8 protein-coding genes, 1 tRNA gene and 1 other RNA gene are annotated in these 12,886 nt (G+C 74.3%); 5 read left to right on the top strand and 5 right to left on the bottom strand.

All coding sequences use genetic code 11. From position 1 onward, the window contains the following. Positions 1-33: 33 nt before the first annotated feature. The gene (locus tag NR073_RS03705) at positions 34-3,519 is read right to left on the bottom strand and encodes a DNA polymerase III subunit gamma and tau (protein WP_256748617.1); all 3,486 of its coding nucleotides are present in this window, start codon (positions 3,517-3,519) and stop codon (positions 34-36) included. Between the two features lie 78 nt (positions 3,520-3,597). Between NR073_RS03705 and NR073_RS03710 the strand changes: the two genes are divergently transcribed. Next, a complete protein-coding gene (locus NR073_RS03710; protein WP_141844109.1) occupies positions 3,598-4,263 on the top strand; it encodes a malonic semialdehyde reductase in 666 nt (221 codons plus the stop codon). A 39-nt stretch (positions 4,264-4,302) separates the two neighbouring features. On the opposite strand, the gene gluQRS is transcribed toward NR073_RS03710, so the two are convergent. Continuing rightward, positions 4,303-5,289 (bottom strand): tRNA glutamyl-Q(34) synthetase GluQRS, encoded by a 987-nt coding sequence (gene gluQRS / locus NR073_RS03715; protein ID WP_141844107.1) that lies wholly within the window; start codon positions 5,287-5,289, stop codon positions 4,303-4,305. Between the two features lie 17 nt (positions 5,290-5,306). Then, an RNA gene (gene ffs, locus NR073_RS03720) (signal recognition particle sRNA small type) lies at positions 5,307-5,403 on the bottom strand. 155 nt (positions 5,404-5,558) lie between these two features. On the opposite strand from ffs, the gene NR073_RS03725 reads away from it, so the two are divergent. After that, a tRNA-Ser gene (locus NR073_RS03725) sits at positions 5,559-5,644 on the top strand. A gap of 217 nt (positions 5,645-5,861) precedes the next feature. Continuing rightward, positions 5,862-7,424 carry a sodium:alanine symporter family protein gene (locus tag NR073_RS03730; protein WP_060973436.1) on the top strand — a complete coding sequence of 521 codons (1,563 nt, stop codon included), beginning with the start codon at positions 5,862-5,864 and terminating at the stop codon, positions 7,422-7,424. 87 nt (positions 7,425-7,511) lie between these two features. Here NR073_RS03730 and poxB read toward each other — a convergent pair whose 3' ends face one another. Together poxB and NR073_RS03740 are read right to left on the bottom strand one after the other, a co-directional pair. After that, positions 7,512-9,227 (bottom strand): ubiquinone-dependent pyruvate dehydrogenase, encoded by a 1,716-nt coding sequence (poxB, locus tag NR073_RS03735; protein WP_256748618.1) that lies wholly within the window; start codon positions 9,225-9,227, stop codon positions 7,512-7,514. A 130-nt stretch (positions 9,228-9,357) separates the two neighbouring features. Next, on the bottom strand, positions 9,358-10,254 hold the full coding sequence (locus NR073_RS03740; protein WP_141844103.1) for a haloacid dehalogenase: 897 nt from the start codon (positions 10,252-10,254) through the stop codon (positions 9,358-9,360). A gap of 114 nt (positions 10,255-10,368) precedes the next feature. Between NR073_RS03740 and NR073_RS03745 the strand changes: the two genes are divergently transcribed. Continuing rightward, positions 10,369-11,301, top strand: a complete 933-nt coding sequence (locus NR073_RS03745; RefSeq protein WP_049146691.1) for a TspO/MBR family protein — start codon at positions 10,369-10,371, stop codon at positions 11,299-11,301. 148 nt (positions 11,302-11,449) lie between these two features. Continuing rightward, the gene (locus tag NR073_RS03750; protein WP_256748619.1) at positions 11,450-12,838 is read left to right on the top strand and encodes a thermonuclease family protein; all 1,389 of its coding nucleotides are present in this window, start codon (positions 11,450-11,452) and stop codon (positions 12,836-12,838) included. Positions 12,839-12,886 lie beyond the last annotated feature (48 nt).

Below are 12,886 nucleotides of genomic sequence, written 5' to 3' on the forward strand. Positions count from 1 at the left end.
CGCGGCCCCGGACGGCGTACGGGCGCGTTCGCCTCAGGCGTCGTTGGGGCGTTCCTCGAGCAGACGGCCGCCGAGCACCCGTTCGACGACGACCCGGCCCACGAGGCCCGAGTCCTCGAGCGGGACGTCGTCGTCGCTGGCGACCTCGTCCTCCCACCCCACCCCGGACGTCGCCAGGGCGGCGGGGCCGGTGTCGGCGGGCCGGGTCAGGCCGCGGCCCTGGGCGGCCTCGCGGGCGGCGCGGATGGCCGCGGCCCGCGCGTCCAACGACGGCGGCGCCGAGGCTCCCCCGGCAGGCTCGACGTCGGCGGGGCGCGCCCCGAGCGAGGCCGCGCTCGGCCGGCCCCCGGCGGGGGAGCCCGGCGAGGCGTCCGGGGCGGGGCCACCGGGAGCGCCGGGGCCGCCGCCCGTCCCGCCGCCGCCGCTCGAGCCCGCGTTCACCGGAGGCTCGAGGGGCCCACCGGCCCGCAGCCGCTCCATGAGCCGCGGGTACATGCTCGCCGGATGGCCCGAACCCGGGAAGTCCGCCCCGCCCGGGCCGGCAGCCGCACGCGGCGTGGCGTCCGCGTCGTCGGCGGGCACGCCCGGATCGGGGGTCTCGTCGGCCGTGGGCGCGCCCGTGGGGCGCCGCTGCTCGTCCGAGGACGGGCCGGCGCCCGAGGCGGCCGGGTGGAGATCGCGTCGCTCCGTGGCCGCTGCGTCGTCATCCGGGGCGGGTGACGGCGTGGCAGGCCGGGCGGAGTCACCGTCCGCGGCCGCGCCCGCGCCGTCGTCGAAGCCGGCGGGACGGGTCGCGCCGAAGCGCTTCGCGAACTCGGCGCGCAGCTCCGCCTCCGGACGGGCGAACACGGGGATCGAGTGCTCCTCCTCGCGGACCAGCGGCCCCGGGTCGTAGGCCCGACGGACCTCCTCGGCGCTCGGCTCGCTCTCGCCGGGGGTCGGGGCGTCGGGCTGGACCGGGGAGTCCTGGCCGGCGTCCGGCGCGGCGCCGCCGGGGGCCGGTGCGGCCTGCGGCGGCGCGCCCCAGTCCTCGACCGACGGCACGGGGCCGTCCCAGCCGGCGGCGCCGACGGGCCGCTCCTCGGCGTCGCGGGCCGGCGGGGTCCAGCCCTCGGGGCCGTCCGAGTCGTCCTGCTCCGCGTCCGGGTCGAACGCGGGCAGCGAGTCCCACGGGTCCTCCTCGGGCGGGGGAGCGTCGTCCCAGGCGGGCGGCTCCTCATCCGGGCCGCCCCAGCCGTCCGCCGGCGGGGCGGGGGCGGGCGTCGTCGACGACGTCGGCGCCGGCCCCCAGGAGGTGGCGGGAGCCGCGGGCGTCCAGGCGGGGGACGGCTCCGGCGTCTGACGCTGCTGCGTGGCCCGGGGCGGAACGGCCGGCGGCGCCGGATCGTCCTCCGCGGTGGAGGGTGCGGCGGAGCGCGGCGGGGTGGGGCGGGAGGACTCCGGCTCGCGCGGGGCCTGCCCCGGTGCCGGAGCGGGCCGGTTCGGCTGCGCCGTCGGTCGGTCGGGCCGGCCCTGCTGCGGGGCCGGACGCTCAGGCCGGTCCGTCCGCGCCGGGCCGGCCGGGCGAGCGCTGGACTGTGCGCGGGCGTCCCCGGTCGGCGCGTCCCCACCGAGGATCAGGTCGAGCCGCGGGCGGATGCCGAGCACCTGGTGGACGGCCTCGCCGAGCACGCGGTCGCCGCCCCGGCCGAGCAGCGACTGGCGGGGCCCGTCCTGCTGGAAGCCGATCGTCAGCAACGAGCCGTCGTAGCCCGCGACGCTCGCGTTGTCCTTCACCAGCATCCACACCAGGCGTGAGGCGTCCTCGAGGGCCGTGAGGATGTCCGGCCAGGCCCGGCGGATCATCTCCACCTGGCTCGCCGCCGGGGCGGGCGTGGGGCCCGACGGCGCGGCCGTCTCCTCCGGCCCGTGGGCGGGGGCCGGCGCGGCACCGGTGCGCTCCTGGGCCTGGGACCGGCCCTCGGGCTCGGGCCGGCCCTCAGGCTCGGGGCGGCTCCCGGCCTCCGGGCGGCGCGTGTCCCCGGAACGGGCCCCGACCTCAGCCGGTTCGGGCCGCTTGGGCTGCGGCGCCTGCTGCGGACGCTCGGACCCCGTGGCCCCGGCGGCGGCGTCCCCCTCCGGCGCCTCTGCCGCGGACTGCGGGGCAGGCGGCGTCCAGCGCTCCGGCGGGGCGGTGGACGCGGTCGGCGCGGGCTCCTCCGGCCGCCGCATGGCGGCCCGGGCGAGCGCGGCACCGGTCAGAGTGCTGGAGCCCTCCGCGTTCTCGGCCGATCCGCCGCCGTCCGCGGCGGGCGTGCCGGACCGGGCCGGCGTCGTCGTGCCCTCGGAGGCGCCGTCCTCGATGGGCGCGGCGCCACCGAGCTCGAGGCGCCGTTCGAGGGCCTCGAGGCGGGCGGCCAGGCCGCGGTGCGTCTCGTCCGAGGCGGGCAGCAGCAGGCGCGCCATGAGCAGCTCGAGGTGCAGGCGGGGACTGGTGGCCCCCACCATGTCCGTCAGCGCGAGGTTGGTGATGTCCGCGAGGCGGGAGAGCTCCGCGCGGGAGAGCTGCGCGGCCTGCGCGGAGAGACGCCGCACCTGGTCCTCCGGCATGCCGTGCAGGATCGCCCCGGCCTCCTCCGGCAGGGCACGCGCGATCACGAGGTCGCGGAAGCGGTCCAGCAGGTCCTCGACGAAGCGGCGCGGGTCCTGGCCGGACTGCACCACGCGGTCCACCACGCGGAACACGGTGGGGGTGTCGTCCGCGGCGACGGCGTCGATCACGTCGTCCAGCAGGGCTTCCGGGGTGAAGCCGAGCAGGCTCACCGCGAGCTCGTAGGAGACCTGGCCCTCCTGGGCACCCGCGATCAGCTGGTCCAGCACGGAGAGCGTGTCACGCACCGAGCCCGTGCCGGCGCGCACCACGAGCGGCAGCACGCCCTTCTCCACGGACACGCCCTCCTCCGCGCACAGCTGCTCGAGGTAGGCGATGAGCGGCTCCGGCGGCACGAGCCGGAACGGGTAGTGATGGGTGCGGGAGCGGATGGTCCCGATGACCTTCTCCGGCTCCGTGGTGGCGAAGATGAACTTCAGGTGCTCCGGCGGCTCCTCCACGATCTTGAGCAGCGCGTTGAAGCCCGCCGCGGTGACCATGTGCGCCTCGTCGATGATGAGGATCTTGTAGCGGTCCCGGACCGGGGCGAACGTGGCCCGCTCGCGCAGGCCGCGGGCGTCCTCCACACCGCCGTGCGAGGCCGCGTCGATCTCCAGCACGTCCAGCGAGCCCGGCCCGCCGGTGGCCAGGTCCCGGCACGAGTCGCACTCGCCGCACGGCGTGGGCGTGGGGCCCTGGGCGCAGTTCAGGCAGCGCGCGAGGATGCGGGCGGACGTGGTCTTGCCGCAGCCGCGCGGGCCGGAGAAGAGGTAGGCGTGGTTCACGCGGTCCTTCGCCAGTGCGGTGCGCAGCGGCACCGTGACATGGTCCTGCCCGATCACGTCCTCGAAACGGTCCGGGCGGTAGCGGCGGTACAGGGCGGTGCTCACCCTCGAAAGCCTATCCGGCGGGCGGACGGGCTAAGGAAGCCGGGGAATGCGCCCACCCGCCGGCCCGTTCCCTGGCCCATGACCACCACGCACATGCACACCGACGCCGAGGACACGATCCACCCCACGCAGCCGGCCCCGGACGCGGGACCGCTGAGTCAGGCCGAGATCGACCGCCTCTTCGCGGACCGCCACACGACGCAGCTCTTCTCGGACGAGCCCGTCGACCTCGCGCTGATCGAGCGGGCCTACGCGGACCTCCGCTGGGCGCCGACCGCCATGAACAACCAGCCGCTGCGGCTCGACGTCGTGGACAGCCCCGAGGCCCGTGCCCGCCTGACTCCGCTCATGATCGAGTTCAACCGGGAGAAGACGGAGCGCGCCCCGCTCACGCTGATCGCCTCCTACGACCTCGACTGGCACCGCCACATGGGCCACCTCGCCCCGTTCCGGGAGGGCTTCGAGGAGGACGCCGAGGGCAAGCCGGGCATGCGCGAGGGGATGGGCCGCACGAACGCGCTCATCCAGGTGGGCTACCTGCTCGTGGCCCTGCGCGCCCACGGGCTCGAGGTCGGCCCCATGGCCGGGTTCGACGCCGCCGCCGTGGACGCCGAGTTCCATGCGGACCGTGCCTGGAAGTCCCTCCTGGTGATCAACGTGGGCCACGCCGCCGCAGACGACGAGAAGGCGCAGCAGCCCCGCCAGGGCCGCCTCGACTTCGACCAGGCCGCCCAGGTCCTCTGACCGGGGCCGGGCCTGCGGCGGACCAGGGCGCCGGCCCGTTCAGAGCCCGGTGAACACCCACGGATCACGCGGCAGGGCGGCCGGGTCGAACGCGGGCACGGCGGCCGCCAGCGGTCCCGCGGGCAGGCCGAGGGACTCCAGCAGCCGGTCCCGCACCCGCTCGGGGGTCCACGCCGGGTCCTGCGCGGAGAGGTCCTCGAGGGTCACGGCGCCGTCCCGCTTGGCCAGCCGCCGCCCCTCCGTGTTCAGCACGAGCGGCACGTGCAGGTACTCCACCGCGGGCGTCGGCTCCCCGCGCGCGGCGCACAGCGCCTCGGCCAGCCAGCGCTGGCGCGGGGCCGAGTCGAGCAGGTCGTCGCCGCGGACCACCTGGTCCACGTCCTGCGCCAGGTCGTCCACGACGACGGCCAGGTTGTACGCGTACGCCCCGTCGTTCCGGCGCAGCACCAGGTCGTCGACCAGGCCCGTGACCTCGCCGTGCAGCACGTCCACGGCGGTCGCGCGCGGGATCTCGCCCGCCGGCAGGCCCGCGACCTTCGCCACGTCGATCCGCAGGGCGGCGGGGCGCACCCGCCGTCGCTCGGCCCGCTCGGCCTCGGTCAGGCCGCGGCAGGTGCCCGGATAGAAGCCGGGCGGACGCAGCGGCACGGCGCCGCCGGAGGCGGGGGCGCCGTCGTCGGGTCGCGGGTGCGGGGCCGACGTCGCCTCGGCGATGTCCTTGCGCGAGCAGAAGCACTCGTAGACCGCGTCCGCGCCGTGCGCGGCTCGCAGGGCGGCCACGGCGGCGTCGTACAGGGCGGTGCGTTCGGACTGGCGCACCGGCTCGGCGTCCCAATCCAGCCCGACGGCGGCCAGGTCCGCCCGCTGGTCGGCCTCGGCCCCGGAGCGCACGCGGTCCAGGTCCTCGACCCGCAGCAGGAAGGCACGGTCCGTGGCGCGCGCCGCGAGCCACGCGACGAGCGCGGTGCGCAGGTTGCCCAGGTGCAGGCTTCCCGTGGGGGAGGGGGCGTAGCGTCCGGCGGGCATGGGATCTCCTGGGGGAAAGTGAAGACCCCTCACGCACCTGCCAGAGCCCACCTACCCTTGCTACCTTCCGGTCCTGGGGGAGTTCAGCGAGATGACACCACGTGAGGGGCCGCCGACGACTCTACCAGGGTGGCGGCGGGCGGAGCGATTCGGGGCACGGCGAGCCCCGGGCCGGGCCCGCGCCTCCCGCGGGGGATTGGCGCGGCCCAGGACGATCTGGTTATGATGGAGATTGCCCTCGCGCGGTCCGCCGCAGGAGGGCGCACCAAGGAGGATTCGCCTAGCGGCCTATGGCGCACGCCTGGAACGCGTGTTGGGTTAACAGCCCTCGGGGGTTCAAATCCCCCATCCTCCGCGGGCAAGCCCCGGGACCCCAGTGGTTCCGGGGCTTTTCGCATGTCCGGGGCCGCTGTCGTCGCGGGCCGCGCGCCCGGATTCCCGATCCGCCACGCTGGATGCGAGACGCGGGTCACATTTGCGCGTATCCTTCTCCCCAGTCGTCCGGGACCGCCGGCGGCCGCCGCTCGGAGCTCGCACCGCACCGGCCATCCCCACCCCGATCTGGAGACCCCATGTCCTTCGCAGATCTCATCACCGCCGTGAACGACGTCATCTGGTCCCCGGCCCTGATCTGGCTCTGCCTGATCGTCGGCCTCTACTTCACCATCCGGACCATGTTCCTGCAGTTCGTGAACATCCCGGACATGGTGAAGCAGCTCCGCGAGGGCCAGGACTCCGCGGACGGCACCTCGTCCCTCCAGTCCCTCATGATGTCGCTCGCCGGCCGCGTCGGCATGGGCAACATCGGCGGCGTCGCCACAGCCATCGCGTTCGGCGGCCCCGGTGCCGTGTTCTGGATGTGGGTCATGGCCCTGCTCGGCGCCGCCACGTCCTTCATCGAGTCCACGCTCGGCCAGATCTACAAGGAGCGCGACCCGGACACCGGCGAGTACCGCGGCGGCCCGGCGTACTACTTCGAGAAGGCCTACAAGCACACGGCCGCCGCCCCCGCGTTCAAGGTGTACGCCATCCTGTTCGCCGTCGTCACCGTCTTCGCCACCAGCTACTTCCTGCCGGGCGTGCAGGCCAACGGCGTGGCCGCGGCCGTGGGCGAGGCGTGGGCCGTGCCCGCCTGGGTCGTGGCCCTGGCCATGGTCATCCTGCTGGCCTTCATCGTCCTGGGCGGCGTGAAGCGCATCGCGACGTTCGCCGTCTACGTGGTGCCCGTGATGGCCGTGCTGTACATCATCCTCGCGCTGATCGTGCTGTTCCTGAACTTCGACCAGATCCCCGAGGTCTTCGGCTCCATCTTCGCCAGCGCGTTCGGCGTGCACGCCGTGTTCGGCGCGATCCTCGGCCTCGCCATCCAGTGGGGCGTGAAGCGCGGCGTCTACTCCAACGAGGCCGGCCAGGGCACGGGCCCGCACGCCGCCGCGGCCGCCGAGGTCTCGCACCCGGCAAAGCAGGGCTTCGTGCAGGCGTTCGCCGTGTACATCGACACGCTCTTCGTCTGCTCGGCCACCGCGTTCATCATCATCTCCACGGGCGCCTACCGGGTGTACTCGGACGGGTCCGGCTCCGGCCTGCTGTTCGAGGGCATCGTCTCGCCGACGGCCTCCGAGGGCCCGGCCTTCGTCCAGACCGGCTTCGACGCCATGTTCTCCGGCTTCGGCCCCACGTTCGTGGCCGTGGCGCTGGCGTTCTTCGCCTTCACCACGATCGTGGCGTACTACTACATGGCCGAGGTCAACATCGTGTTCCTCACGCGCAACCTGCGCAACGGCATGGTCCGCCGCGTCGCGCTGCGCTTCCTGCAGGCCCTGATCCTCGTGTCGGTGGCCTACGGCGCCGTCGCCACCACGGGTGCGGCCTGGGGCCTCGGCGACATCGGCGTGGGCTCCATGGCCTGGCTGAACATCCTCGGCATCCTGGTGCTGCAGGGCCCGGCCCTCAAGGCCCTCAAGGACTACCGCGCACAGAAGCGCCAGGGTCTCGACCCGCAGTTCGACCCGCGCCCGCTCGGCATCCGCAACGCGGACTTCTGGGAGCACCGCGCCGACGGCCTGATCACCCAGGGCGTCGCCGGCACGGCCGAGCACCCGATCGTCGCCGAGGGCGGCGCCCACCGCGCCTGACCTACCGGCGGGGCTGGGCTCTCCCCGCCCCACCACGACGACGGCCCGGACGCCGCCAGCGTCCGGGGCGTCGTCGTGCGCGGCAGGTCAGAAGAGCTGGCGCAGGTTCGCCTTGGCGAGGTCGAGCAGCTTGGTGCCCTTGCCGTCGAGGACGGTGCGCATGGCGTAGAGCGCGAACCCCTTGGCCTGCTCGAACTCGATGCTCGGCGGGATCGTCAGCTCCTGACGCTCGGTCTTGACCACCAGCAGCGCCGGCCCGTCGTGGGCGAGGAACTCGCGCATCACCGCGGGCAGGTCCGTCGTGTGGTCCGCGCGGAAGCCCTTGATGCCGACCGCCTCCGCGATCGCCGCGAAGTCCGGGTTCTCCAGGCCCGTCCCATAGGGGACGAACCCGGCGGCCATCATCTCGAGCTCCACGAAGTTCAGCGAGTCGTTGTCGAACACGAGCGTCTTCACGGGCAGGCCGTTCTGCACGAACGACATCAGCTCGCCGAGCATCATGGCCAGCCCGCCGTCGCCGGCCATCGCCACCACCTGGCGGGTGGGGTCGACCGCCTGGGCGCCGACCGCCTGGGTGACCGCGTTGGCCATGGAGCCGTGGGACAGGGAGCCGATGATCCGGCGGCGCCCGTTCATCGTCAGGTACCGGGAGGCCCAGATCACGGGGGAGCCGACGTCGGGCAGGAACACCACGTCGTCGTCGGCCAGCTCGTCGAGGAGGCGGGCCACGTACTGCGGGTGCACGCGTCCGCGTCCCGGGGAGGCCAGCTGATCGAGGTCCTTGCGGGTCTTGGCGTAGTGCTTGAGCGCCTTGTCCAGGAACGCCGACGACGAGTTCCCGCGCAGCAGCGGCAGCAGAGCCTGGGCCGTCTCCTTCACACCGCCCACGAGCGGCACGTCCACGGCCACCCGTCGGCCGATCTGCTCGCCGCGCACGTCCACCTGGATGACCGTGGCGTCCTCGGGGTAGAACTGCCGGTACGGCAGGGAGGAGCCGAGGATCAGCAGCGTCTCGGCCTCCTTGAGCGCGTGGTAGCCGGAGGCGAAGCCGAGCAGGCCGGTCAAGCCGACGTCATACGGGTTGTCGTACTCGATCCGGTCCTTGCCGCGCAGAGCGTGGACGATCGGGGCCTGCAGGCGCTCCGCCAGGGCCACGACCTCGTCGTGGGCGCCGGCCGCACCTGCGCCGGCCAGGATGGTGATCCGCTTGGACGAGTCCAGGGCCTCGGCGGCCTCGCGCAGCACGGAGTCCGCCGGGATGACGCGGGACGGCGTGTGACGGATCACCTCGGGCTTCGCGGAGAGCTCGGTGAGGGCCACGTCGCCCGGGATCACGAGCACGGCCACGCCCCGCTGCTCGACGGCGGCCCGCATCGCGGTGCGCAGCATGCGGGGCATCTGGTCCGCCGAGGAGACGTGCTCCACGTAGACGGAGCACTCGCGGAACAGGTCCTGCGGGTGGGTCTCCTGGAAGTAGCCCGAGCCGATCTCCTCCGACGGGATGTGCGCGGCGATCGCGAGCACCGGGGTGCGGGAGCGCTGGGCGTCGAACAGGCCGTTGATCAGGTGGAGGTTGCCCGGACCGCACGAGCCCACGCAGACCGCGAGCTCGTCCGTGAGCTGGGACTCGGCGGAGGCGGCGAAGGCCGCGGTCTCCTCGTGCCGGGTGTGCACCCACTGGATGCCGCCGTGGGAGCGCAGGGCCTCGGTCAGCCCGTTGAGGGAGTCCCCGGGCACGCCGTACATGCGGCGCACGCCCGAGGCGTGGAGGGTCTCGACGATGTTCTGGGCGACGGTGGCCACGGTGGAACCTCTCTCTGGTCGGGAGGCGCCCGGGCCGGTTCGGCAGGGGCGCGGCATTCCCTTCCACGCTAGGGGTCGAGGTCCAGGCCCGGGGAGGGTCGGCCGTCCGCAGAGGGGGCGTCCGGCCTGGTCAGCGCAGCAGGTCGCGCTCCACCCAGCGCAGCAGGGACTCGCCCGCCCGCTCGTGGACGTCGTCGGCGTCGCCGATGCCGCGTTCGGCGAGGATCGCCGCCGTCACCACGCCGTAGGGCTTCTCGGGGACGCCGTCGGCGGGCCGCACGTCCATGTGCTCCACGGCGAGTCCGCGCTCGTGCAGCCGGTCGGCCATGGCGTAGTCGCTGCGCGAGTCGCCCGCGGTGAGCCAGCGTTCGGGCACCGGGGTGCCCGCCTCCGCCAGCAGGTCGAAGCAGCGCTCGACGCCCAGGTCCTTGCCGGAGGAGCGGTGCTCGACGTCCACCGAGATCACCGAGGGGGCCACGCGCACCTCCTCGGCGAGTCCGCGCTCGGCGAGCAGATCCTCGACGCCCGCGGCGACGTCGTCGCGCACTCGCTCGTACTCCGTCTGGTCGGCGCCGACCGTCTTCTCGAGGGAGACCATGGCCAGCTTGGTGCGGTCGGTGAACTGCAGGTCCCCGGCGCGCTCATCGTTGAGGGCCCAGATCGCGTCACGGGTGTCCGCGTCGATGGCCATGTCCGGGTCGGTGCGGAGCCAGTCCGGGGCGGTGCCGTCCACGGTGACGTCGGGCAGGTCCCCGGAGGGCACCGCGGAGAACGGGAACCACACGGCGCCCTTCTCGCAGATCGCGTGGAAGGGAGCGTCGTCCGGGAGGCCCGCGTCCCGCAGCGGGGCGATCACGCTGTGCAGGAGGAAGTCCGTGGAGCGGCCCGTGTTGAAGCCGACCGGCACCCCGCGCCTCGCGAGGCGGACGAGCACGTCGATGATCCCCTCCGGCACGGTCCGGGTCTCGGTGGAGGCCACGGGGGCGTCCACGTCCAGCAGGAGTCCTATCGGGGAGGAAGTGCGCATGCCCCCACCCTAGGCCGCGGTGGCCCGTGCCCGCGATGGGCCCGGCGGCTACGCTGACCCTGAGACCCGCCCCGCCCGGGGCACACCCCCGACGATCACCCCACGGGAGCACCCATGAGCACCGCCACCGACCTCGGCCCGTCCCGCAGCCCCTTCGGCCCCGACGCCGCGGCGCGCGTCCCCAGCTCGGGGACGGGGCTGTCCTCGACGGGCGGCCGGGTGGCCATGCTCGTGGTCGTGATCCTCGCGGTCGTGGCCGCGTTCCTGGGCTCCGGCGTCGTCGGCGGCCTGACCCCCGTGGCCGAGGCCGCGGGCGGCTGGCTCGGCCCGGACGCCACCTGGGTGTCCCCGGCGACCCCCGCGTTCGGCATCTGGTCCGTGATCTACGCGGGGCTGCTGGCGTACGCCGTGTGGCAGTTCCTCGCCTCGGCCCAGTCCGCCCGTCACGACCGCCTGCGACCGTGGATCCTGGTCTCGGTGCTGCTCAACGCCGCGTGGATCTGGACGGTGCAGGCCGGGCTGCTGGGGCTGAGCGTCGTGGTGATCGCGTTGCTGCTGGCATGCCTGGCGTGGATCCTGGTGCTCCTCGAATCCGTCCGCGCGCACAGCTGGGGGGAGCGGATCCTCCTGGACGGGGTGCAGGGCCTGCATCTGGGCTGGGTCTCGATCGCCGCCGTGGCGAACCTGGCCGCGTGGCTGGCCTCGACCGGCGTCGTCGGCGATCCGGGGCAGTCGTCCCTCTGGGCGAAGGTGATGCTCGTGGTGGCCGTGCTGATCGGTGCGTTCACGGCCGTGTACAACGGCGGCCGCCCGGCTCCGGCGTTCGCGCTCGCGTGGGGTCTGGTGTGGATCGGCGTCGGCCGCGCGGACGGCACGGGGCTGCTCTCGGGCAGCCTCGCCCTCCTGGCGTGGGGCGGCGCGGCGATCGTCCTGCTGTGCTGGCTGGCCGCGCTGCTGCTCTCCCGCCGGTCCGCGACGGGCGAGGCCCGCGACCTCGTCCTCGACGCCCTCGACGGCGGCGGCGACCCCGTCGACGGTCGCCGCTGACCCCCGTCGTCGTCGACGGAACGGGGGACGATGCTGTTGTGACGTGCAGCAACCCCTGTGCCTCCCACATGCGATGATGTGGTGATCCGAAGGCCCCGCCTCACGGCGGGGCCTTCGTCGTGTCGTCATCGATCCTCGAGGAGTCCCCATGCCCCCACGCCTCCGCGGGCGCGCCAGTCTGGCCGCCATCGCGCTGTCCGCCCTGCTGCTGACCGGCTGCACTCCCTCCGAGCCGGCCGAGGCCGGCGCCCCCTCCACCGGTGACGGCGGCGCCCCCTCCGCACAGCCCGTCGTGGCCCAGCCCTCGAGCACGCTCGAAGCCGGTGATCCCGCGACCGTCGTCCGCGTGGTCGACGGCGACACCATCGTGGTGCGCAGAGACGGGCAGGAGGAGACGGTCCGGCTGCTGAACATCGACACCCCGGAGACGAAGCATCCGAACAAGGCCGTGCAGTGCCTGGGACCGGAGGCCACGGAGGCGCTCGAGACGCTCCTGCGCCCCGGCGACGACGTGGTGCTGCGCTACGACCTGGAGCGCACGGACAAGTACGGTCGCACGCTGGCCGGGGTCTTCGAAGACGAGGTGCTCGTGAACGCGGAGATCGCCCGGCTGGGCCTTGGCGTGCCGGTGGTCTTCGATCCCAACCGCCGCTTCTACCCGGAGGTCCTGGCGGCCTGGAATGAGGCCGCGGGGGAGCAGGCCGGCCTGCACCAACCGGACCTCGCGTGCTCCCTGCCGGTCATCACGGACGCCGCGGCCGCGGCCGCGGAGCCCGACGAGACCCTGATCGGGGAGCTCGCCACGGTGCTCGCCCTTGTCGCCGCCGGCGAGCAGCCGTGGATGGAGGCCCACTACAGGGACGAGCTGGACCGCGTGCAGCGCGTCGTGGACGACCACCGCCGGCGCGCTGACGAGGCGGCCGAGCAGGCGCGCGAGGCGGAGCGGCAGGCCGACCAGAAGGCCGCCGCGGAGCGCAAGGCCGCGGCGGAGCGGGCTGCGGCCGAGGAGGCCCGGGCGGCCGAGGCTGCGCGGGAGGCTGAAGAAGCGCGGGTGGCTGAGGCTGCGCGGGAGGCCGAGGAACAGTCCGCGGCGGAAGCGGCGGCTGCTGAGGCCCGCGCGGCGGAAGCGGCGGCTGCTGAGGCCCGCGCTGCGGAGGAGGCGGCTGCTGAGGCTGCCGAGTCGCGTGCCGAGGAGACGGAGGTGAGCAACTGGGCCGACACGTCGTCCAGCGGCTCCGGCTCGAACTCGAACAAGGCGCCCAACCGCTGCTACGACCCGGGTGGCGAGACGTTCGAGTACTGCAGCGACGAGGAGTCGTCGTCGGACTCCACCGTCGAGGCGGCCATGTCCGGCGACACGGGTTCGGTGGCCGGGTCGGGCGGGGTGTGCCCGGACGGGTACCCCGTGAAGGCGAACGACAACTCGGGCATCTACCACGTGCCCGGCCAGCAGCACTACGGCAAGACCAACGCGCGCAACTGCTACGCCTCCGCCGCCGCGGCGCAGGCCGCCGGCTACCGCGCTGCCAAGCGCTGACAGCCTGCGGGGTGACCCCCGCCGCCCATGCGATGATGTGGTGATCCG

The organism is Micrococcus sp. Mcc28, from assembly GCF_024519775.1.
In the GTDB taxonomy this organism is placed as follows: Bacteria; Actinomycetota; Actinomycetes; order Actinomycetales; family Micrococcaceae; genus Micrococcus; species Micrococcus luteus.

What these genes read in the sequence shown, in the direction of transcription:
- NR073_RS03710 (WP_141844109.1), top strand. Translation starts at nt 3,598, where the DNA reads ATGACCACCACGCACATGCACACCGACGCCGAGGACACGATCCACCCC.
- gluQRS (WP_141844107.1), bottom strand. Translation starts at nt 5,289, where the DNA reads ATGCCCGCCGGACGCTACGCCCCCTCCCCCACGGGAAGCCTGCACCTG.
- NR073_RS03730 (WP_060973436.1), top strand. Translation starts at nt 5,862, where the DNA reads ATGTCCTTCGCAGATCTCATCACCGCCGTGAACGACGTCATCTGGTCC.
- NR073_RS03740 (WP_141844103.1), bottom strand. Translation starts at nt 10,254, where the DNA reads ATGCGCACTTCCTCCCCGATAGGACTCCTGCTGGACGTGGACGCCCCC.
- NR073_RS03745 (WP_049146691.1), top strand. Translation starts at nt 10,369, where the DNA reads ATGAGCACCGCCACCGACCTCGGCCCGTCCCGCAGCCCCTTCGGCCCC.
- NR073_RS03750 (WP_256748619.1), top strand. Translation starts at nt 11,450, where the DNA reads ATGCCCCCACGCCTCCGCGGGCGCGCCAGTCTGGCCGCCATCGCGCTG.